This window comes from Flavobacterium sp. NKUCC04_CG, assembly GCF_019345525.1.
In the GTDB taxonomy this organism is placed as follows: Bacteria; Bacteroidota; Bacteroidia; order Flavobacteriales; family Flavobacteriaceae; genus Flavobacterium.
In genome coordinates, this window is record NZ_JAHKRA010000001.1 from 379,760 (window position 1) to 403,256 (window position 23,497).

At 37.8% G+C, this 23,497-nt stretch carries 16 protein-coding genes; 8 read left to right on the forward strand and 8 right to left on the reverse strand.

The features are described 5' to 3' along the window. Positions 1 to 26: 26 nt before the first annotated feature. Both KO524_RS01590 and KO524_RS01595 read right to left on the reverse strand, forming a co-directional pair. Positions 27 to 2,462, reverse strand: coding sequence for a bifunctional UDP-N-acetylmuramoyl-tripeptide:D-alanyl-D-alanine ligase/alanine racemase (locus tag KO524_RS01590; protein WP_219288523.1), 2,436 nt, complete (start codon positions 2,460 to 2,462; stop codon positions 27 to 29). Between the two features lie 373 nt (positions 2,463 to 2,835). Then, on the reverse strand, positions 2,836 to 3,255 hold the full coding sequence (locus tag KO524_RS01595) for a DsrE family protein (protein WP_219288526.1): 420 nt from the start codon (positions 3,253 to 3,255) through the stop codon (positions 2,836 to 2,838). Positions 3,256 to 3,435: 180 nt separating this feature from the next. Between KO524_RS01595 and KO524_RS01600 the strand changes: the two genes are divergently transcribed. The 4 genes from KO524_RS01600 (at position 3,436) to KO524_RS01615 (ending at position 6,743) form a co-directional block, all read left to right on the forward strand. Continuing rightward, the gene (locus KO524_RS01600; protein ID WP_219288530.1) at positions 3,436 to 3,996 is read left to right on the forward strand and encodes a YeeE/YedE family protein; all 561 of its coding nucleotides are present in this window, start codon (positions 3,436 to 3,438) and stop codon (positions 3,994 to 3,996) included. A 10-nt stretch (positions 3,997 to 4,006) separates the two neighbouring features. Then, positions 4,007 to 4,420: a YeeE/YedE family protein gene (locus KO524_RS01605; protein WP_219288533.1), complete on the forward strand. Its 414-nt coding sequence runs from the start codon at positions 4,007 to 4,009 to the stop codon at positions 4,418 to 4,420. Positions 4,421 to 4,562: 142 nt separating this feature from the next. Next, on the forward strand, positions 4,563 to 5,207 hold the full coding sequence (locus KO524_RS01610) for a Crp/Fnr family transcriptional regulator (RefSeq protein WP_219288536.1): 645 nt from the start codon (positions 4,563 to 4,565) through the stop codon (positions 5,205 to 5,207). Positions 5,208 to 5,333: 126 nt separating this feature from the next. Continuing rightward, positions 5,334 to 6,743, forward strand: coding sequence for a rhodanese-like domain-containing protein (locus tag KO524_RS01615; RefSeq protein ID WP_219288539.1), 1,410 nt, complete (start codon positions 5,334 to 5,336; stop codon positions 6,741 to 6,743). A gap of 211 nt (positions 6,744 to 6,954) precedes the next feature. Here KO524_RS01615 and lepA read toward each other — a convergent pair whose 3' ends face one another. Then, entirely contained in the window at positions 6,955 to 8,751 is a 1,797-nt protein-coding gene (lepA, locus tag KO524_RS01620) for a translation elongation factor 4 (protein WP_219288568.1), read from the reverse strand. A gap of 372 nt (positions 8,752 to 9,123) precedes the next feature. Between lepA and KO524_RS01625 the strand changes: the two genes are divergently transcribed. Beyond that, the gene (locus KO524_RS01625) at positions 9,124 to 10,002 is read left to right on the forward strand and encodes a hypothetical protein (RefSeq protein WP_219288571.1); all 879 of its coding nucleotides are present in this window, start codon (positions 9,124 to 9,126) and stop codon (positions 10,000 to 10,002) included. Here KO524_RS01625 and KO524_RS01630 read toward each other — a convergent pair. After that, a complete protein-coding gene (locus tag KO524_RS01630) occupies positions 9,985 to 13,707 on the reverse strand; it encodes a metallophosphoesterase (RefSeq protein WP_219288574.1) in 3,723 nt (1,240 codons plus the stop codon). The genes KO524_RS01625 and KO524_RS01630 overlap by 18 nt on opposite strands. Before the next feature lie 28 nt (positions 13,708 to 13,735). Between KO524_RS01630 and KO524_RS01635 the strand changes: the two genes are divergently transcribed. After that, a complete protein-coding gene (locus KO524_RS01635) occupies positions 13,736 to 14,935 on the forward strand; it encodes a Pycsar system effector family protein (protein WP_219288578.1) in 1,200 nt (399 codons plus the stop codon). Here the strand turns inward: KO524_RS01635 and KO524_RS01640 are convergent. Together KO524_RS01640 and KO524_RS01645 are read right to left on the reverse strand one after the other, a co-directional pair. Then, the gene (locus KO524_RS01640; protein WP_219288580.1) at positions 14,916 to 17,288 is read right to left on the reverse strand and encodes a GAF domain-containing protein; all 2,373 of its coding nucleotides are present in this window, start codon (positions 17,286 to 17,288) and stop codon (positions 14,916 to 14,918) included. The two genes, KO524_RS01635 and KO524_RS01640, sit on opposite strands and share 20 nt — an antisense overlap. A gap of 95 nt (positions 17,289 to 17,383) precedes the next feature. Further along, positions 17,384 to 17,872: an ecotin family protein gene (locus KO524_RS01645; RefSeq protein ID WP_219288583.1), complete on the reverse strand. Its 489-nt coding sequence runs from the start codon at positions 17,870 to 17,872 to the stop codon at positions 17,384 to 17,386. 435 nt (positions 17,873 to 18,307) lie between these two features. Between KO524_RS01645 and dusB the strand changes: the two genes are divergently transcribed. Then, positions 18,308 to 19,300, forward strand: a complete 993-nt coding sequence (gene dusB, locus KO524_RS01650; RefSeq protein WP_219288586.1) for a tRNA dihydrouridine synthase DusB — start codon at positions 18,308 to 18,310, stop codon at positions 19,298 to 19,300. Between the two features lie 33 nt (positions 19,301 to 19,333). Here dusB and KO524_RS01655 read toward each other — a convergent pair whose 3' ends face one another. Beyond that, entirely contained in the window at positions 19,334 to 20,161 is an 828-nt protein-coding gene (locus KO524_RS01655) for a mechanosensitive ion channel family protein (protein ID WP_219288589.1), read from the reverse strand. A gap of 122 nt (positions 20,162 to 20,283) precedes the next feature. Beyond that, positions 20,284 to 21,480 carry an aminopeptidase C gene (locus KO524_RS01660; RefSeq protein WP_219288593.1) on the reverse strand — a complete coding sequence of 399 codons (1,197 nt, stop codon included), beginning with the start codon at positions 21,478 to 21,480 and terminating at the stop codon, positions 20,284 to 20,286. Between the two features lie 218 nt (positions 21,481 to 21,698). Here KO524_RS01660 and KO524_RS01665 point away from each other — a divergent pair, with 218 nt between their 5' ends. Next, the gene (locus KO524_RS01665; protein WP_219288596.1) at positions 21,699 to 23,354 is read left to right on the forward strand and encodes an AarF/ABC1/UbiB kinase family protein; all 1,656 of its coding nucleotides are present in this window, start codon (positions 21,699 to 21,701) and stop codon (positions 23,352 to 23,354) included. Positions 23,355 to 23,497: the final 143 nt, after the last annotated feature.

The following is a 23,497-nucleotide window of genomic DNA, read 5'->3' on the forward strand; positions in this document are numbered from 1 at the left end:
AACACTAAATGAATTCTTAAAAATATTTATTCTTGATAGAAAATTCGCTTAACTCTTTGAGAAACACCAGTCATAATTTCGTAAGGAATGGTTCCCAATTGAGCTGCCAAAACCGTCACGGGAATCTCCTTTCCAAAAATAATGACTTCATCTCCTTCATAACAGTCAATTTCAGTCACGTCGACCATCATCATATCCATGCAGATAGAACCGATAATTGTAGCTTTACACTCCTTAATATATACATATCCTTTTTCATTACCCCAAGCTCTGGGAATACCGTCGGCATAACCGATTGGAATCACTGCTATTTTAGTGACTCCACTAGATCTAAATTTACGCGCATAACCCACGCTCTCCCCAGCACTTATCGTTTTAATTTGCAGAATAATCGTTTTTAAAGTACTTACGTTTTCCAATTGAGCGGTTTCTACAACATCATTACCCACGCCATACAAACCTATACCCAAACGCACCATGTCCATTTGATGCTCAGGAAAATTATAGATTCCCGACGTATTGAGTATGTGCCGGATGGGATTGATCTCCAAAGCTTCTAGAAGCAAGTTGCTCTGACTTACGAAATCACCGATTTGTTTTAAAGTAAAATCACGGTATTCTGCCATATCACTAGAGGACAAGTGTGAAAATATAGTTTTCACCTCAACGATATTAGTCGGCTGTAAAATACCTATCAATTCTGGTAGGTCCTTTGCATCAAAACCCAGACGGCGCATCCCCGTGTCTAATTTTATATGTATAGGGTATTGGTAAGCGTTTTTCTCTTGCGCCAAATTTAAGAAAGTCTTTAATTCCTTAATAGAATATATCTCCGGCTCCAATTCATAGGCTATCATAGCAGAAAACGCACTTGCTTCCGGATTCATTACTATAATGGGCAATTGAATTCCCGCCTTACGCAGAGCAATTCCCTCATCGGCAAAAGCAACGCCCAAATAATCGATTTTATCGTGCGCCAATAACTTGGCGATTTCCAAACTACCGTTACCGTAACCAAATGCTTTTACCATGACCATAATCTTGGTTGTCGATTTTAGTTTGGAACGATAGAAATTCAAGTTGTGACGAATTGCATTTAAATCAATCTCCAAAACGGTTTCATGGGTTTTCTCTTCTAAGAGGCTGCAAATTTTCTGAAACTGAAATCCACGAGCTCCTTTGACTAATATGGTCTCATTCTGAAAATCTTCGGCAGAAAATTTTCTCAAAAAAGCATCGGTACTCCAAAAACCATAAAAATTCTTTAGTCCTTTTAAGTGTTTTGAAATCGATGCGCCTATTCCAATAATGCGATTCACTTTATTAGCCTCTAATAAAGTACTCACTTGTCGATACAATTCTACTTCGGGCAAGCCGCTTTGAAAAATATCGGATAGTATAATCGTTTTGACGGAATGCGTTTTGTGTTTCTCCAAAAAGTCTAAAGCGATTTTTAAAGATTGGAAATCGGAACTATAACTATCGTCTATCAAAGTACAATGATGAATTCCATTTTTGACTTGTAATCGCATTTCTACGCGATACAGTTTCGAAATACGCGCTGCAATTATTTCGCTACTGTATTTTAAACAAAGTAAGGTCGTGATACAAGTAGCTATATTGGACAAGGCAATACTGTCTTCAAAAGGAATTTCCACTTCAAAACTGGCCTTTTTACCTATAATATGCAGTTTCCCCTTGGCCGTTTTACTAAAAAACACATCGGCATTGGGATTACTAAAACTCCAAGAAAAAACTTTGTTACGATCTTTTATATAACACAATACGGCGGGGTCTTCTTCCAAAATAATTTTACCCACATGATCAAACAATCTTACTTTTTCACTGATTTTTTCGGTGAGATTTAAAAAACCTTCATTGTGATCTGCTCCAATCGAAGTCAATATACCAATAGTAGGTTGAATGATTTTTTCCAAAATCTCCATCTCTTTTACCGTTGAGATACCCGCTTCAAAAATTCCGAAGTTGTGCTTGTGATCCATACCCAATACCGACAAAGGCACACCGACTTGGGAGTTATAACTCTTTGGACTCTTAATAACATTATAATCGGGATTAATCAAAAAGTTCAACCATTCTTTGACTACCGTTTTCCCTCTGCTACCCGTAATTCCAAGGACTGGAAAATCGAATTGAGCGCGGTAAAAAGCCGCGTATTTCTGAAAGGCTTCTAAGGCATTTGAAACTACAAAATAGGATATTCCATTTACATTTTCTGCCGGCTTTTGAGTTAATACGAAATTCCGAACACCTTTTTGAATCAAATCCGGGATAAAATGATGGGCATCGTGATTTGCGCCGCTTAAGGCGAAAAATAAGGTTTGGTCGTTATTTTGCAAAGACCTACTATCTATGGATACGTGACTAAATAACAATTCGGTCTCCCCTCCTAAATAATTAGCAGACACTATTTTACAAAAATCCGATACTTTTATTCTCATTGCTTATTGTTGCTTATAAATTGCTTATCAAAGTTAAGGGAAATCGAATAAGAAACTATAAAAAAGCGATCGTTTTTAACTGCAAATCAATTGACACTAATCAAGGTCTCCAACTTTATTAAAACCTGTATTTGAAATGGAATTACCGTAAGCAAACTGCTAAATTCTCGCCTCCAAATCAGTTAAACCACTTTCTTTTTATTACTCCAAGATACCGGACAGCAACTGGTAAAAAACGCTCATCCCCTTGTGTTGTTTTAATTCATAGTCAACTAGACCTATACTCCCTTATACACCAAAACAGCTTGAGAATAAAACAACAATATCCCGAAATAATTTTCTACGTCTATATTGCTAACATCTGATTTCTACTTCAAAAATTACTCTTAATATAACTCCATCCCTGCTCTTGTTTTAGTATAATTTCCGCTATACCTGAGGGCACGAATTGCATATTATTGCGTATTGCTTTTTTGTCAATTCCCTTTTGTTTCAAGGTGTTTTCACAAACTTTAAAAACAACTCCGCTATCGATTAACCGAGTCAGATCTGCTTTAAAAGTGGTCTTTTCCGCCAAAACTAAGGCAATACCCGGACCGTGAATCACGACGTGAATCGTTACATCGTCTTTCCACAGCTTAATCAAATTATCGATATTATTAAGCAGTCCCTTTTGTTCTGCTATTTCTGCGCTGGTCATCTGAAAAACCACTCGATGAGCGGTTTCTTTCTCTTGCGCTTTTACCGGATTTACAAGCATCAAGAAAACACTTAATAAGAGTATGTTTTTCATTTTATTTTTTGTTCAATATCCGAAATAATTACGATTTAAATGGAAGTTTTACGCGACTTATTGCACACCCCCCTTTACGGTTGAAACAAGTTCGACAAGACTACTATTTAATCGCTTTGTAGCAATTGTTACTGTACACATTTCATTTTATGCGTTACTTTGTCGAATAAATGTAAAACTATGAGTATTATTTTAGAACCTTGGCCTTGGTATATAGGAGGTCCTCTAATTGCTATTACGATGATAGCGTTATTGTATCTGGGAAAATCCTTTGGATTTTCGTCCAATCTACGTACACTCTGTGCTATGGGCGGCGCGGGAAAGCATTGCGATTTTTTCTGCTTTGATTGGAAACTCCAATCGTGGAATTTAATTTTTTTAGTCGGTAGCGTCTTAGGAGGTTTTATTGCAATTCACTTTTTAAGCACACCCGAAGTAGCGGCTCCACTAACCGAAGCAACCTTAGTTAAACTACACGCTTTAGGTTTTGAAAGTGCCGGAACGAGCTATATGCCAACCGAATTATTTGGACCAAAGGCATTCGATTCTCCCAAGCAACTTATTTTACTGTTGGTAGCAGGTTTACTCGTAGGCTTTGGCTCGCGATATGCTGGTGGTTGTACTTCCGGGCATGCGATATCGGGCTTGAGTAACTTCCAACTGCCGTCGCTATATGCTGTTATCGGTTTTTTTATAGGCGGTCTCCTTATGGTACACCTGCTTTTCCCCCTAATATTTTAATTGGCTTATTATGAAAAAATTAGTTTACCTCTTTCTGGGGATGTTCTTTGGAATAGCCTTGTTTAAGTCCGGTGCGGCATCGTGGTTCCGCATTTACGAAATGTTTCAATTCGACTCGTTTCACATGTATGGAATCATCGGATCGGCATTGGTGCTTGCGGTATTGGCGGTACAGCTGATCAAAAGAAAAAAAATCAAAGATATTTCTGGAAACCCCATAGTATTCCAAGATAAAAAAAAGGGCCTTGTCCGTTATGTAGTAGGTGGTATTATCTTTGGATTAGGTTGGGCACTTGGCGGAGCTTGTCCAGGACCTATGTTTGTGCTGTTAGGCGCTGGTTTTTTTCCGATGGGCGTCGCCATAATCGGAGCCTTGCTAGGTACGTGGATTTACGGTTTAGTTCAAAACAAACTACCCCATTAATAGCATTTATTTTTTGAGCACACTTGGCAACAAGGATGACAGTATTGTCCTTTTTGATTTTGCTAATAATGTACAACTGGGTTTGTGAGATGGGTAAAATAATCCTATTTTTAGCTTCTATTAAATCTTTTAAACCATTTTTATGAATATTGCTATAAAAGAAGCTTACGGTACTGTTTTTGAAGCGGAGTTGATGGAGGAGTTGATGGAGGTAGCGACTATTTACGATTTTGAAGAAGGAGATATACTGATTGAAATTGGCGAATACATCAAGAAAATGCCATTATTGTTGAGCGGCGCTATCAAAATTATGCGTGAAGACAAGGATGAAGGCGAATTGTTACTTTATTTTATCGAAAAAGGCGATACTTGTGCGTTTACGCTGAAATGCACTTTAGGAGAAAAACAAAGTGAAATTCGTGCTGTTGCAGAAACTTCTGGTAGCTTGGCTCTGATTCCCGTAAATAAAATGGAGGAATGGATGGGCAAATACCGCAGTTGGCGTAATTTTGTACTCAACAGTTATAACAACCGCTTGTCTGAGATGTTGGTTGCAGTAGACAATCTGGCTTTTATGAAAATGGATGAAAGGCTACTTACTCATTTACAAGAAAAAGCAAAAATCAATAAAAACACGATTATAAACCATACACATCAAGAAATCGCTTACGAATTAAACACTTCTCGCGTGGTCATTTCCAGACTGTTAAAGCGCTTTGAAAAAGAGGGATTGATTCGACTGAATCGCAAAAACATTGAGCTGTTAGATTCAAACCTATTAAATTAGTTTTTTTATCCTTTGTAACCGTGGTTACAGCTATTGAAAAAAAAGGATTGTAATTTTACTTTACAAACAACAGACAACGATTAGTAAATTATTCGGCATCGATTGTCTTAAAAACATTATCGCTATATGAAAATAGAACAAATTTATACCGGCTGTTTGGCCCAAGGAGCCTATTATATTGAAAGTGAAGGCGAAGTTGCCATTATAGATCCACTACGTGAAGTACAGCAATACATTGATAAAGCCACAGCTGCCGGAGCAAGAATTAAATATATTTTTGAGACCCATTTCCATGCCGATTTCGTTAGCGGCCATGTGACTTTGGCAGAAAAAACAGCAGCGCCAATTGTTTATGGCCCTACAGCTTCACCAACGTTTAAAGCACATATTGCTACAGATGGGGAAGTTTTCCAATTGGGAAAAATCAGCTTAACAGCACTGCATACTCCAGGACACACCATGGAAAGCACCACCTATCTGCTGAAGGACGAAAACGGAAATGACCACGCTATATTTAGCGGCGACACCTTGTTTTTAGGTGATGTTGGACGTCCTGACTTGGCACAAAAGGCAACGAGTATGACGCAAGAAGAACTTGCTGGAACGCTTTTTCACAGTTTGAGAAACAAAATTATGCCATTGGGCGACCACGTTATAGTATATCCCGCTCACGGTGCGGGTTCAGCTTGTGGAAAAAACTTAAGCAAGGAAACCATAGGAAATTTAGGAGAGCAAAAACAAACCAATTACGCACTACGTGCCGATATGACTAAAGCAGAATTTATAGCCGAAGTGACAGCTGGTTTATTGCCTCCTCCAAGCTACTTCCCTTTAAACGTAAAACTCAATAAAGAGGGTTATGAAGATGTTGAAAAAATAATTCGTGAAAACCAAGCCTTAAATCCAGCTGAATTTCAATTGGTTGCCGATGAGAATACAGCACTTATTCTAGACGTTCGTTCGGTCTCAGAATTTGCTCAGGGACATATTCCCGGTTCTATTTTTATTGGTATTGACGGACAATTTGCCCCATGGGTAGGTGCCTTAATTACCGATATTCAACAACCTATTTTAATTGTTGCCCCAGAAGGAAGAGAAGAGGAAACCATTATTCGTTTATCGAGAGTGGGATACGACAATTCTTTAGGTTTTCTAAAAGGAGGTTTTGATACTTGGAAAAAATCAGGACTGGAAATCGATACCGTTACACAAATTACGGCCGATACTTTTGCAGAAAAAATGCAGGATGATACTTTAAACGTTTTTGACGTTCGTAAACCCGGTGAATTTGAAGCATCACATTTGGAAGCGGTGCATCATGTTCCACTAGATGTTTTAAACGACAATATAGCCGATTTCCCGACGGATAAACCATTTTACATACATTGTGCCGGAGGCTATCGTTCGTTGATAGCAGCGTCGATTTTAAAAGCCAGGGGCTATCACAATATGATAGATATTATTGGAGGTTTTGCCGCAATCAAACAAACCGATTTAAAAACAACGGAATTCGTTTGCCCTTCAACTCTTAAGTAATAATCGCCAATCAGAAGTCGTAGGAAGTGAAATCACACAAGGACAGCCTTAACCCCTGTTTATCTATAAAACAGGGGGATTTTAATGCGCTTGTAATGACTGACAAAACCATAAAAAAAGCCAGAAGCATATGCTTCTGGCTTTTTTTTATTACCAAGAATTTTTATATAAAAATATTAAGCTACCGCACTAGGTGCAAACAAAATATTTATTAATCGTTTAATTTTAAAACAGCCATAAATGCTTCTTGTGGAATCTCTACGTTTCCAACTTGACGCATACGTTTTTTACCCGCTTTTTGTTTTTCAAGTAGTTTACGTTTACGAGAAATATCTCCTCCATAACATTTGGCAGTAACGTCTTTACGCAATGCTTTCACTGTTTCACGAGCGATTACCTTAACGCCTATTGCCGCTTGAATTGGAATATCAAATTGCTGACGTGGAATCAATTCTTTTAGTTTTTCACACATCTTTTTACCAATGTGGTGCGCGTTATCCTCATGTATTAAAGCAGAAAGCGCATCTACAATATGTGCGTTCAACAATACATCGACTTTTACCAATTTAGATGTACGCAATCCAATAGGAGCATAATCAAAAGAAGCATAGCCCTTAGATACGGTTTTAAGACGGTCGTAGAAGTCAAAAACAATCTCAGCCAATGGCATATCAAAAGACAGCTCCACACGCTCCGGCGTCAAATAATTCTGATTGGTAATAAGTCCCCTTTTCTCTATACACAAACTCATTACTTGTCCTACGAAATCGGATTTAGTAATGATGGTCGCCTTGATGTACGGTTCCTCTACACGTTCTAAACGTGACGGTTCAGGTAAATCAGAAGGGTTGTTTACGATTAATGGAGTATCTGGATTTTTTTTGGTATAAGCCAAATACGACACGTTAGGTACGGTTGTAATCACGGTCATATTAAACTCGCGTTCCAAACGTTCTTGGATGATTTCCATATGCAACATTCCCAAGAATCCACAACGGAAACCAAAGCCCAATGCCGCAGAACTCTCTGCTGCAAAAACCAAGGAAGCATCGTTTAATTGTAATTTCTCCATAGAGTTTCTCAACTCTTCGTAATCTTCTGTATCCACCGGATAAATACCGGCAAATACCATAGGTTTTACGTTTTCAAAACCGGAGATCATATTTTGTGTAGGCGTTTTAGCATCGGTAAGGGTGTCCCCTACTTTTACTTCTTTAGCCTCTTTAATTCCTGATATCAAATACCCAACATCTCCTGTCGAAATCTTTTGCTTTGGGGTTTGACTTAATTTTAAAGTTCCTATTTCATCGGCGAAATATTCATTGCCCGTAGCCATGAATTTAATTTTCTGCCCTTTGGTAATCGACCCATTCACCACACGGAAAATAACTTCAATTCCACGAAATGGATTGTAAACAGAATCGAAAATCAAAGCCTGTAACGGCTCCTCTGGATTTCCTTTTGGAGGAGGAATACGCTCGATAATAGCCGCTAGGATATCCTCTACTCCTAAACCTGTTTTTCCAGATGCCGGGATGATGTCTTCATACTCACATCCTAAAAGTTCCACGATATCATCACTTACCTCTTCTGGATTGGCACTAGGCAAATCGATTTTGTTTAAAACCGGAATGATTTCCAAATCGTTTTCCAAAGCTAAATACAGATTGGAGATAGTCTGTGCTTGGATACTTTGTGCTGCATCTACAATCAACAAAGCTCCTTCACAGGCTGCAATGGAACGAGAAACTTCATAAGAGAAATCTACGTGTCCTGGAGTATCAATTAAATTTAGAATATAGTTTTCTCCTTTATACATATATTCCATTTGGATGGCGTGAGACTTGATGGTAATACCACGTTCTCGCTCCAAATCCATATTGTCTAGTAATTGGGCTTGCTTCTCTCTTACCGTCACGGTTTGTGTTGCATCCAAGAGTCTATCTGCCAAGGTACTTTTACCGTGGTCGATATGGGCAATAATACAAAAGTTTCTTATGTTCTTCATCGTCGTTCAATATCAGTTGGTTCCACCGCGCATAGACAAAAACAGCTGGCTGTTTTTCTGTAGTATCCTATCCGCAATTTTTGTTTTTTTTGTATAGTTTGCCGCAAAAAATGCCATAACTATAGTATATGCTGCAAATATAGTTTAAAGTTTGAATCTTTTTTTATATTTTTTAATCACCAACTGCTAATCTCCGTAAAAACACCTTCATGTAACGTTTACACAAACGCAAAATACACCTACATAAACCTCTTTTTTTAATGATAAAACCTCCAATATCTTAAAACATAGTGGCTTCTGATTCTACTGACAAAATCACACATTCCACAAAAAAGGACTATCTTTAACCAGCTTAATTCCTAAAGGTGTATTATGAAGTTTTTCCAATCGTTTATAGTCTTACTGGTTTTTGCCAGTAGTTGTGCTCAAAAAGCAGATTTCACCGAAGTTTTATACCCCTTTCCCAAAAACTTAAAAGAAGTTTCCGGTATGCATTTAGACCGCAACAAGCTGCTGTGGGTTATTGAAGACAGCGGTAATAAAAATGAAATTTACGCCTTAGATCAAAGCGGTAAAATTCAAAAAACACTTGCCATTACTAATGCGGTTAATCACGACTGGGAAGAGCTAACCTACGACGCAGACGACAATTTATATATTGGAGATTTTGGCAATAACGACAACCTACGCCAAGATTTAAAAATATTAAAAATCGCTGCTGCCGATTTAAGCACTAAAAAAACGGAAACCACAGCGGAGGTTATTTCTTTTTATTACCCAGAACAAAAAGCTTTTCCACCAAAGAAAACAAAAATGTTATACGATGCGGAAGCCTTTTTTAGCTTGGGTGACTCCTTTTATATTTTTACAAAAAACCGCAGCAAAGCCTTTGACGGAACTTCTTTGGTCTACCAAATTCCCAATAGAACTGGACGCCATGCTGCTCAATTAATAGGTACGTTTAAAACATGTGGTATCTACCAACAATGCGCAGTAACCAGTGCAGCTATAAGCCCCGATTTAAAAACCATTGCGGTATTGACTCAAGGCAGAATTTGGCTGTTGGAAAATTTCACAAAAGACAATATACTCTCAGGAACTACTTCGTCTTTTGAATTTGCTGAATTGACGCAAAAGGAATCCATCTTATTTCAAGACAATCAAACGCTGATTGTCTCTGATGAAGCCAAGAAAAAACAAGGCGGTCTGGTTTATCGTATAAAAATATCTGATTTAAAAACCAAATCCTAAACCAAAGACAAAACGCCCTCCATCCACACTTTTAAAATACGACGTTTGTAGAGTTAAGGATTCTATGGCATTAACCCAAAAGCCCAAACCATAGGAATTATGCCATTTGTTCGATGACTCACCAGGATTCCATACTCGGCCATAATCGAACCCTACCAACATACCATATTGCATAGGAACTAAACCACCATTGATTTCGCCTATATTCCATCGAACATCAGAACTGTGCATAAACGCTTGTTTTCCAGTAAATCGCTCCGGACGAAACCCTCTTAACTCATCATTTCCTCCTAAAGTGGCTGCTTGATAAAAATCAAAACCATCTTCTAGACGAGCTTTATATTTAAATTTCGATGCCCATACGAACCGTTCTAATCGGTCTATTGGCACATTAAAAGTCAGACTGGTATTGATAAAACCAAATTGTTTGTCGCTATCGGCTGTATTGTATTTCCATCCGGATTCCCAATGAAACCCAAATCCTAAAGTCGGTTTGGATTTGGAATTATAACGTTCATAATCGTAATTAATCTGAGCGCCCAAATAATTTTGAAAGCGAAATACATCCGGAGAAATTTCTGGTGACTCCGTTACAAAACGACCCGAGGTTTTTTCTACTTTTAAAGTTTCAAAACTCGCCCCTATTTCAAATTGCCCTCCCAATTTACCTTCATAACGGTAGGCGGGTTTAATTTGATAGGATTCAATGCGCACCCGCTTATAGTCATCGCCTTTTTCCTCATCAAAATAATGGGTTTCGTTTCCAAATCCGTAAAAGTTTTGTGCAAAATTAGGACTGGTTGCCTTAGCTTCAACAGCAAACATCCAGGAATTAGTTGCATTGGCAAAAAAGCCTTTATAGGTGCCGTCCAAACCTTGTGTAGCAAATGAATAATTGGCCTTAAAAGTATGTTTAGTAGTAAACGGTTCTTGTACAAAATTGTTGCGAATCGACGAATAATTGATTCCTAGCTTAACGCCGTCATCTGGATTGTAGCCTACATTTGGCAACAACATATTAACGTTTAGTGGTACTTTTCGGTAATCGTAATTATTTAAATCATAGCGATCACTATAAACGGTTCGCGTAGAAGATTTGGACTCGACGGTATTGTCTTTTGTTTTATAGTCGTAAACAATCAGCTTACGGTTGTTGTCAATTTGGAAAAGATCGTGATTCTGCCCGCCAATCAAACGCACTTTAATTTTCGCCTTTGCGGCTCCTACTATTTGAAACTCGTCTTTATCGTCCAATCCATAAACCCAAATTTCTTTGGTTTCTTTAGCTGCATAAGTCCGTTCAAAGATTTTTTCTTCGCCCGATTTTTTGGCACGGTATTGTTGGAGTTGAACCGAACCGTTGTCTAATCTAGTTAGTACAAACCGATCTTTTTTATCGGTTCCCCGAACTACAACTGTCTCTGCTAATGCCTTATAATATTTCACTGCAAAGTCGGCCAAACCACTTCTTCTGATTTTTAAGGTTTTTATGATGCGCTTCATTTCATCGTCTTGCACTTCTATCGGTAATTTAGAAAAGGCTTCGTCAATATGAGCATCGGTCAATGTCGCTGCGATTTCTTTAGCTTGATTCACCCAATCCGCTTCCGATTTACTTTTGAGAAAGTCCATATCCATTGGAAACGCCGTTTTATTCATCCACCGCGCAGCGGGGAAATCTTCTTTAAAACTTTGCATATGTCGTAAGGGCGGTAATTTTTTTATCAGCGATAAAAGCGCCCCATCAATTTTGGCAAAAGCCTGATCTCGGTCGCGCGGAATCGGTTTATAAACAACGGCTTCCCCTTCTTTGAATTGTGCCCAACGCCATTGATCAGCATGTCGATCCCAATCGCCGATTAACATATCGAACAAACGCGCTTTTAAGTAAGCGGTATCGTCAATTTTATATTTTTCGTCTTTACGCAGATTATTCATCACATCATCAGTACTGATAATTACAGCAGCATTCCCAAACGATTCCTCTTCTTCATGCCCGTCTGTTGGACGTTCTTCTATCATATAGAGTTCTCCACCGTAAACTGCATTATAACGTCCTAATGCCTGTTGCTTCGGTATATAATACAATTCCGGATTGGTGTGATAGATACCCAAATACTCGGACAAATCACCAATAATAAACGGAGTAAATGGATGGGCTGTGGTATAAAAATCATAAATAAAACGCTCTGCAAAAGTGCCTTTTATCGCTTCTTCTACATATTGATCTTTAAAGACCGCCGACTGTACAAAACGAGATGCACTTTTCTTTACGCCTCGCATCACGTACTCTTTGCCTTCACCAGATTCTAATCTAAGAGATAAAGATTGATTTCCCCCTCCTGAGATCTTTGGCTTTAATCCGCCGTGAATATCTTCTAAATAAAGGGTAGGTGCAACGATATCCATTCCGTAATATTTCCGATAATGGTCGCCCCAAATAAATCGATAAGCCCCCCCTTTAACCGTCCAAGCTTTTGGATAAATACTCGAGGCAACCACGGCGCTTTTGTTTTCTAAAAAAGTAAATTCTTGCGGCGGAAGCGGCGTAATTATCTTGCGGCTAAATGCCAATTCTTCCCTTCCGTTTTCAACCGTATAAAATTGAATGGAACTCGCTCCGTCTTTTAAAATTTCTAGCGTAGCATAACCCAATCTACCCGATGAAAAACTGATGGGCTGTATGGCTCTTGCCTCCTCTTCCTTAGAACCCGCACCGCTTATCACTTGCTTAACACCGTCTTTCTCTATGTATTGTTGGGTATGCTCGTGCCCCGAGACGATTACAATATTGTCCTGACCCTGAACCAAAGTACGCACCCGATTGGCCAGTTCACTATACCTTTTGTTTTGAATTTCCTGTGGGCTTGCTCCCGAAACCTTACGCAAATAATTAACCAGAGAACCCAAAATTGGCGCCGGGATATTTTTATATGGGAACAAATGTTTTTTTGCCGAAAAATAACCCCCATGAGACCCGTTACTATATACCGGATGATGCATGGCTATCACTATGGTTTTATTCTGATTCTTATTCAGCTCACTGCGAAGTTCTTCAAAAAAGTCCTCCCGTGTTTTAATGCTACAATTTTCATTGATTTTTGGATGTTTGTCCCAGTCTTGTAAAAACCACTCGCTATCAATCACCAACAACACTACCTCATCGGAAATTTTCAAACGCTCAAATCCGCAGGTTTTACGAGGTAAAAAAGCCTTTTTATCGGACAACTTTTCCGTTATATAATTCGCTTGTTGTACCACACCGTCATAACCGTTGTACCAATCGTGATTTCCATTTATAAATACAGACTTGCCTTTAAAATCTTTTGCTAACGCGATTTGCTCATCGATTTTACGCTCTGCTAATTTTCTATCTACTGCATCCATTGCTGGCATTCCGCGAGGATAAATATTATCGCCCAAAAAAAGCAAAGTGCTATTTTTATTTGCATGGGACAACCGCATACTAAATAACGCTAATGCGCGTTTAGCTTTAGACTCTTCTGCATTGCCCGCGTCGCCTATTAAATAAAAAGTATGAGCTATATTTGCCGAGTCTGTCGTAACAGTCTCAAAGGGGTCTACTACCGCGCTACCATATTGTTTTTTATGTGTAGCACAAGAATTCAAGAGTAAAACCAAAAAAATAACGCTAAAAACGCGATATTTAAGCAAAATTGCAGTAGCGTAAAAAAATATTTTCATAAGTTTAAAGTTCGTAAATTTGGTCATTATGGCAGTACTGGAAAAAGCGGAAGAATTTATCTCTAAGTTATACAAAGATAAGTTATATCAGCAACATTCATATCACAATTTTTCACATACCGTTCGGGTAGTTTATGCTACCAAAGAGTTGATTACAGCCGAAAATATTCCAGACCAAGATGCGGAGCATTTGCTTATTGCCGCTTGGTTTCACGATATTGGATACAGTCAAAACTGCGAAAAACACGAATTTGCAAGTGCTCAAATGGCGCGTGAATTTTTGGAAAAAGAAGCGTATCCCGAAGCAGGGATACAAGCTGTGTGCAATCTTATATTAGCGACTCAATATACCCTTGAACCTAAGAACAAATTAGAAGGTTATATCAAAGATGCCGATTTCTCGCATTTTGGAGACCCCAATTACAGCCATATTTGTTGCCTTTTACGCACCGAATTAAAAAATTGTTTAAACAAGGATTTTACAGATTTGGAATGGGCTTTAGGCAATAAGGATATGATGCTAAATAAGCACCGCTATTACAGCGATTACGCTAAGAAAAACTGGCAACCAATCAAAGAACAAAACCTTTTAAAAATAGAACAACAAATCGAAAATTTAAATTCAAAAGACAACGAAAAAGAGGCTTTAGAAAAAGCCCTTAAAAAACAGAAGAAAGCTGAAAAGGCAGAAAGACCAGAACGCGGTATAGATACTTTATTTCGAGTAACCCTAAACAACCATACTCGTTTGAGTGACATTGCAGACAGCAAGGCCAATATTTTACTATCGGTCAATGCAATCATCATTTCGATTTGTCTTTCTACGCTTATTCCAAAGTTGGACAGTGCTAAAAACGCACATTTGATATACCCTACCTTTGTTTTGCTTATATCAAGTGTTGCTACAATCATTTTTGCGATATTGTCAACCAAACCCAAAGTGACTAGCGGTACTTTTACCCGGGAAGATATCGAAAAACAAAAAGTCAATCTGTTGTTCTTTGGAAATTTCCATAAAATGCCCCTTGAAGAATACACTTGGGCAATGAACGAAGTTATGAAAGACCGAACTTATCTCTACAACTCACTCATTCAGGATTTGTATTATTTGGGCTTAGTCTTAAATCGCAAATACAAATTATTACGCATCACTTATAACATCTTTATGGTTGGCATATTGGCATCTGTGATTTCGTTCGTTTTAGCGTTTATTGGAATTGGGTTTTAAGAAATTCCTTCATTAGATTATCATATTTATAAGCTTCTTCCGTTTTTTCTTGCAAGACATTTATTTCTACCCTTAAAGCATGTAGTCCTGAGATTCCCTGTAAATTTTCGATACTAATTTCCTCTATTTGCTCCAACAAGACATTTTTGAATTGCAAATACCTTACGTATTTTAAGTATTCCTCACGATCGACGGAATTCATATAAACAATGGTAATTTTATTGGGCTGAACGATGCGCTCTTGACTATCGAGTATACGCGCCTTATCCAATCGCTTTTTAATCACTTCAAATCGAGAATGATAAGACCCATCAATATCAAAACGCTTTTCATCCATTCGAAAGCGGATGGCAACCGCCGCATCGTAAATTAAAATCAAAGAAGTCAATTGAATGTCAAATGGCGCATGACTTTTATCCCTTTCATGTGCATATACCATTTCACACATTACTTGTAATTGCCACAATCTTAAATTGTGTAAATAAATGATATCAAATGTTTGTGTAGGAGTAATCGAGGCGCCTATATACATATTGTGCTCAATACCATCACTTCTAAAGCGCTCGTAATAATGCGGGAAAATGTGCTGAGCTTTTTCTTGATTCGTATCTAGAAAAGCCGATAGTTTTTTGTTCACTTGCGCTACCGTGGTATCAAAAAGCTTGCGCTTTTGATAATAGGTTTGCGAATCGGAATCGATTAGCGCAAAATAGTTCTCCAAACTGGCTTGCTGAGAATCATTCCAAACCAAACGTTTTAATAGGGGGTGAATTTCCTTAACTATATATTCCTCTATTTGCTGTTCCATACCCGACAACAAATGCTTATCGAGTAGATTAGAAAATCGTTCCAACTCGAAAACCCGTTGTTCAAATAACAGAAAATTATCCTGAGAACTCATGGCTTTTAACATCGAGAGCAACGCCAACAACTGTGCCTTAAGGTCCAATACTACCGCTTCATTTCGAATATCCGTAGATCCTTTGATATCCGTTTCACCAAAAAGCGGATATACCTTTTCGAAAACAATTTCTTTATAACTGAAGTTTCGTTGGCCTATGGCCTCAAAATATGCCTTTCTAGCTTCTTGTAAAAACTTCCAGTACACACTAGGGTGAATTGTGGTATATTCTTTTTGAATAATAGCTTCTACTTGATTATCTATGTCGGAATTAACCCGTTCAAAAGTATCTAAGATAATCGGCATAACATAGTCAAGTTTTCTAGCATTGACGCTGTGTAATGCGCCTTTTTCCGGCGATATTACTTCTATAATCCCCTCGATTTTACCACCAACTATTATCGGTGCTAAAATACAACTCGCGATGCCCACCGATAATAAATATTGTCCCATTTCTTCATTGCCCTCTTGTTGGGCAAAGATTTCCATGTCCGATATACTATAATAGTCCATATCATCAAACAACACCTTTAAAACGTTTTTAGACAAAATCAAGTCGTTCGAATTTGGTCTTAACGAATAGGTTGTAAAACCCACAATGGCATTGGTACCAATAATAATTCGTTCCGCTTCCAAAAAAGGTGTAAAACCAATATGAATAGATCCGATTTTAAAAATCGAACTAAAAATACGTTGCAACTCCTCTTTTAAGCTGTAGCGCTCCAATTCTGATTTAAGTAAATTCCCCTTTAAACTAGACAAGGCATTTTCTATGGTAACATCAACCAAACTCAATATTCCGAAACCCTTTATAATCCATGCATCTGGCGGAAATTTTTCCATCCATAAATCTAAATCGTTATAATTCTCCTTCAACAAAATAATATCCTCCGGACTAATAGCCGTAGCCGTTTCCGTAGGAATAACCTCGATAAAATCGGCATTGTGAAACATGCGGTAATGCTTCATAATCCCCTTTTCATCGGGTATATCAAAGAAATAAGGTCTGGAGAGATCAAAATCGGTCTGATAATAGTAATTTAAAATAATACAGCAACACATCACATAATATTCATGTTGCCCCAAACCGCGAATAACGATTTCAAAATCACTTCCCGCAGCAGCCAATATTTTTTTAAAACGGGCTGTATAATTAAACGTTAGGTTTTGAAACGGTAAAGACACCGCTTTTATTTCGTTATCGGTAAGCGCTTTCGGAAATAAACCCTCGAGTATTTTACCTATTAAAACTTCGTTTCTCAAAACTTCCACATCACTATACATACCGGAAATCAATTCAGGTTTTGCATACACTTGAGTCAACAAATCTTTGTAATAGGCTAGCAAATGACTATTATCCATCTGTACCATAGCCTGCTCCATCGCCTCTACTAATTTATGAAAAGAGATAATGACGCGGAATGGACTGTATTCAAAATTAGGAGACTTCATAATTTATTGAGAAAAAATTGGAAAATAAATTTACGGAAAATAAAGGTATTTAGCCGATATACTATTAAAAAAAAGCCCGTCATACGGGCTTAAATCTATTTTTTTCTTTTAATTTCTTTATTCAACCATTTACCATCTGTTTTCCAAATTTTGTAACGCACCTCCAAATCATCGGCTACATAAAACACCAAAGGTAATTTACTGTTATATTGCAATAAACTTCCTCCATTGTGAACAAATCGTTCCAACTTTTTGTCGTCCGGACACATCATCAAGGTTTTTAAAATACGACTTTCTGAATCAAAATTATAATACGAATACCCCCAACCTTCGACCTGGTGTTCGCTAAGCTCCCCAATTAAAGAATACGTATTACAACTGTCTGTAGTGGTAACTTTACCAATAAAAACTTCAATTTTATAATTTTCCTGCTCTTTTTTAATTTCTGGCAAGCTAATTACGACTTTCTTGTACCCCTCTTTAGCTTTTGGAAACATATCCGTTTTATCCTTATTTTGAGCGGAAATACTGGATGATAATGCCAAAATCAATGTTAAGACAAGAATTTGTGATTTTTTCTTCATAATATATCTATTAAATAGCGTGTTTCGTTCATTTTACCACCCCCAAAAAACCAAAGGTATAGGCCGTGATACCGTGTATAAAATTAGTGTAAAAAATTTAGAAATACCACTGCTTATGCCCGATTATAAAAATCCATACATTAAAAACAGCAGTAAAAACGTGTATTAATTATTGTTTTTAGCGCCCCTTTCAGGCCGGGCTATCCGCTTTAAATCTTTGCCAAGCTTCTAACACTATGAGGATAGCTACAATTTAGGCAAAGGATTTCCGCTGCTATCCCTGGCGCGGAATTACCCTATACAAAACCGGAAAAACCACCCACCCACAATAACAATAAACAGTTAAAACAGTCCGGATTAGCCAAATAAAGCCGTTGCCACAAACCGCACTTATTGAATAAAAATTATCGTACTTTTGCAGCAAATTGAATGACCATGATTAAGATAGGAAACATCGAACTTCCCGATTACCCTTTATTACTAGCTCCAATGGAAGATGTTAGCGATCCGCCCTTCCGCAGATTGTGTAAGATGCACGGTGCTGACTTGATGTATTCAGAATTCATTTCTTCAGAGGGATTGATTCGCGATGCGATGAAGAGCAGAATGAAATTGGATATATTTGATTACGAACGTCCGGTTGGAATACAAATTTTCGGAGGCGACGAAGAAGCCATGGCCCTTTCTGCAAAAATTGTAGAAACGGTTCAGCCTGATTTAGTTGACATCAACTTTGGCTGTCCAGTAAAAAAAGTAGTTTGTAAAGGTGCCGGCGCTGGGGTTTTAAAAGACATCGATTTGATGGTACGTTTAACCAAAGCGGTTATCAAAAGTACGCATTTACCCGTGACGGTAAAAACGCGCTTGGGTTGGGATGAAGATTCCATCAATATCGATGAAGTTGCTGAACGACTTCAGGATATCGGAGTACAAGCGCTAACGGTACATGCACGTACTCGGGCACAAATGTATAAAGGTCATTCCGATTGGAGCCACATTGAACGAATTAAAAACAATCCGCGTATTACGATTCCTATTTTTGGAAATGGCGATATCGACAGCCCGCAAAAAGCACTAGAATACAGAGACAAATTTGGTCTAGACGGCATGATGATTGGACGAGCAGCGATTGGTTACCCATGGATATTTAATGAAATCAAACATTTTTTTAATACAGGTGAAACACTGGCTCCACCAACGGTAGAAGATCGCTTAGAAGCTGCTAAAAATCACCTGATATGGTCTATGGAGTGGAAAGGTGAGCGCTTGGGTATCGTAGAAATGCGCCGTCATTATACCAACTATTTTAAAGGCATCCACAGTTTTAAATCACACCGTCAAAAATTAGTAACCACTGACGATCCTTTAGAACTTTTAAAACAGTTTGAAGAAATCGCCGAGATTTATAAAGATTACGTAATGGAATAAAAAAAAAGACTGTCTTCTAGACAGTCTTTTTTTTTATTCCAAATTTCCTTTCACAATATGTAAATCCCTTTGTGGAAAAGGTATTTCAATTTTATGTTGATCCAAGGCAACTTTTAATTTTTCTTGAATTTCATAGAATACTTGCCAGTAATCCGCAGGTGCAGTCCAACCGCGTACGGTCATATCCACAGAACTCTCCCCCAATCCCTTCACAAAGATATCCGGTTTAGGAGTAGAGAGCACTCTACCATCTTTCATCAGCACCTCCATCATCAACGCTCTGGCTTCCTTAATATTTGCATCATAAGAAATTCCGATTGTAAAGTCAAAACGGCGCTGTGTAATGTTGGTGAAATTAGAAATCACCGAATTAGCTAAGGTTCCATTCGGACTATAAACGCTAATTCCATCTGCCGTGCGCAACGAGGTATACAATATATCTATACGCTCCACGGTTCCTGCTGTTCCCGCCGGGTTAGATATATAATCCCCCACTTTAAACGGTTTAAATATCAAAATCAACACACCCCCTGCCAAATTAGACAAACTTCCCTGCAGCGCTAAACCAACCGCTAAACCAGCCGCCCCAAATACAGCTACAAAAGAGGTGGTTTGGATGCCCATAGTCGAGGCCACCGTAATCAATAATAAAGCGTAAAGTGCAAATCTGAAAATGGAAATCAAAAACCCTCGTAGAGAAATATCGACATTTCTTTTTTCAAAACGCAACTTTATAAACCTTAAAATCCATTTAATCGCAAAACTTCCTATAACTAAAATCGTTAGTCCGACGGCAATTTTCGGTAAGCTTATCAAAATTGTCTCGATCATTTTGCCAATCCCTATCTGTACTTTATCCATAGTGTTTCTTTCAAAAATAATAAATATTATCAAAATAAGGGCGATTTTCATTAAAACATTAACCAAAAAAAGGGCAGTATATAACATACTACCCTTTTTCCACCCCACTTATTGAGATATTCTTATAAATTCATTTTTTTAGCTAATGCCGTTGGAATTCCTTTTTTGTGAATCATAATGGAGGTAGTTTTATACTTTACATATTCTTTTGTCATATACAAATAACCTTTATAATCGTTGGTCGTTCCCCAAGAATTCTTAACTATATAATACTCTTTTCCAGTTTGATCCTTGCTCAATCCTACAATGTGCATACCATGATCGTCGGTAGTACTATAATTTTCAAAGGCGATTTGACGCATTTCTGGAGTTACTTTAGCCTCTTTTTTAGGCCCGTTAAACAAGTCCGCTTTTTCGTCAGCAGTCATGTCTTCAAACTCTTTTTCTGGCACAAAGGCCACGCCGTTTTTCCAGCTAAAAGACTTTTCACTAACATCGCCAGCCCAGGCCACAGTAAATCCGTTTTTAACCGCATAATCAACGATATCGCTTAACTCGTCCATCTTTACATTATACACTTGATCGAATGCCCAGTTATCCGGTACTAACAAAGTAAATTTCGAGTATAAAGGGTAGTCCGTAAGCGAGCTGATCTCAATATAATCGTCCGCATTGATGCCAATGACTTCACTAGCAAAGGTTTTAGGTGTGTATTTTTTTCCTTCGTATTCAAATTGCTCTGGAGGAACTCCAAGATACGCATCGATTACTGAAGTATATGCTTTTTCCCAATTTGGAGTTAGTTTACCATTAGGATTAGATACTACTGCTTTTAAAACTCCTTCCATTACAGCACCCATCTCTCCAAACTTATTGATGGTCGTACCGTAGTTTAATCCCGTATATACCGATTGAGGTACTGCCCCATATTTTCTATACATATTGATAACATCGTGAAAAGCACCACCATCTCCTAATGTTACTGCTCCTTGCATTTTTACATACATTTTTCCCTTTTCAACATAAGCATTACGCGCAGAAAAAATTTGAGAAATCTCTACCGGACGCTTACCCATTCTCATCATTTCCGACTCCAAAAAAGAATTGGCGGAGTAACTCCAACACGTTCCTGATGAACCTTGGTTTTTTATAGAAGTATTTTCAATATTAACAACATCTGTGAACTGAAAAAAATCTTTGCTTTTCTCGCTGGCATTCACTTTTAATGAATTGACTAAACGATCTTGAGCATAACTTGTAGAAACTCCAATACTAAGCACTGCTGCCCATACTAAAGGTTTAATTCTAAATGGATACATATCTAATATTTTTTATAAGACGTAAAGATAAAAAATGATTCTAAAAAACGAGCTTTTCAACAATTTATTCCCTTTGTCGCAACAAATAAATCGGCATAACTACCTATATTGATTAAGTTTAAATTCCTACAATTCCTTAAAAAGAACCCAATGTTTTCGAAAATTCTTACCTATCTTCTTGTTTATAGTTATATTTATATACCAACTTCTATATCAACATGGAAAATCAAAAGAAAAAATTTTTGCGAACCGCCGAATTGATTGCTATTCTTTCAAAATATGGTTTTAATGAGTTACTGATACAGACCAAGCTCAAAAAAAACAGCCCGCCCGATGGGGATAAGGACGTTAAAGAAGGCTTATCCTCCTTTAGTGTTTACGAGAGAATACGCATGGTCTTAGAGGATTTGGGACCTACTTATATCAAATTGGGTCAAACATTCAGCAATAGAGAAGACTTATTACCCGCAGAACTCATCGTGGAGTTGAAAAAATTACAAGACAATGTTGCTCCTATGGATTTGGATATCTATGCCATTTTAAAACAGGAATTAGAAATCGACCCCGAGCAATATTTTCTGGAAATCAGTAAAACACCTCTTGCGACAGCGTCTATTTCACAAGTTTATCGTGCAGTATTGTCGGATAAAAGAGCGGTGATTTTAAAAATAAAACGTCCAGGTATAAAAGAAAAAACCACTTCAGATCTATTGATTATAAAGGATCTCGCCAAATTATTGGTCGCATCTAGTGAAACTTTTAGAAAACTAAACCTGACCCATGTGGTAGCCTCATTCGAAAAGTCTATTTACGAAGAAATGTCTTTTCTAAACGAGATAAACAATATGGATCAGTTCGCTCAAAATTTTAAAGACAATCCCAAAGTACAAGCTGTTTTACCCCATCGAGAACTTTCAAACGACCAGATTTTATGCATGGATTATATAGAGGGAACAAAAGTTACCGATAAGCCCAAATTAATCGAGCAAGGTTTGGATTTGACAACAATAGCCCAAAGTGGGTTAGATGTGTATCTGACGCAAGTTTTGGAGCACGGTTTTTTTCATGCCGACCCCCATCCAGGAAATCTATTTGTAATGCCCAATGGCGCACTTGCCTTTATCGATTTTGGATGTATGGGAAAAATGATTCCCAAAGACAAAGAACACCTAGAAGATTTTATCATAAACTTTATCGCTAAAGATGCCAAACGCCTGATTAAAACACTCAAAAAAATGGCGCTGGAAATCAAGTTGGACGACGAACAGAAACTCGAACGTCAAATTCACGAACTTTTTGATATTTTAGACAACGATTCATTAGAAAACATAGACCTCAAAGACATCTTAAAAAAGTTTACAACGATCCTAAATAACAATGAAATTCTAATGCCCGATTACACCTATTTACTCGTTAGGGGTATAGTGCTGATTGAGGGCATTGGAAGAGATCTTGATCCGAGTATGAATCTAATTCAGAGCGTAAAACCCTATATTAAAAAAATATTTCTGCGCAGATGGAGTCCGGAACAACTGTTACACAAAAGTACTAAAACCTTGAGAAACATCGGCGACGGTTTGGGTGAATTACCCGAAAACCTGAGTTCCTTACTCCAAAAAATTAACGAGGGGAAAATTGTTATCAACCAGCAAAACAAAGACTTAAACTCATCAAATAAGGCCATAGCAACAGCGCTAAATAGACTTGCTTTTACGGTTCTGATTGCCGGATTTTGTATCGCCACCGGCTTATTAGTGATTGCCAATAAACCGCCTTATATGTGGGGCATCCCCACCTTAGGGCTACTGGGTATTTTGGTTTCAAGTATTTTAAGCGTAATTGTATTGCTGTCGATTTTTAAAAAAAATAAATGAAAAACGATTAGAATCATGTCACCCCTACGGGATTCAACGAAAATAAAACATTCTTTTACCGGCATATTTTGTAACGATATATGATTTGTTAGAATCATGTCACCACTACGGGGTTTAACGAAAACGGCATATCATTTTAACAA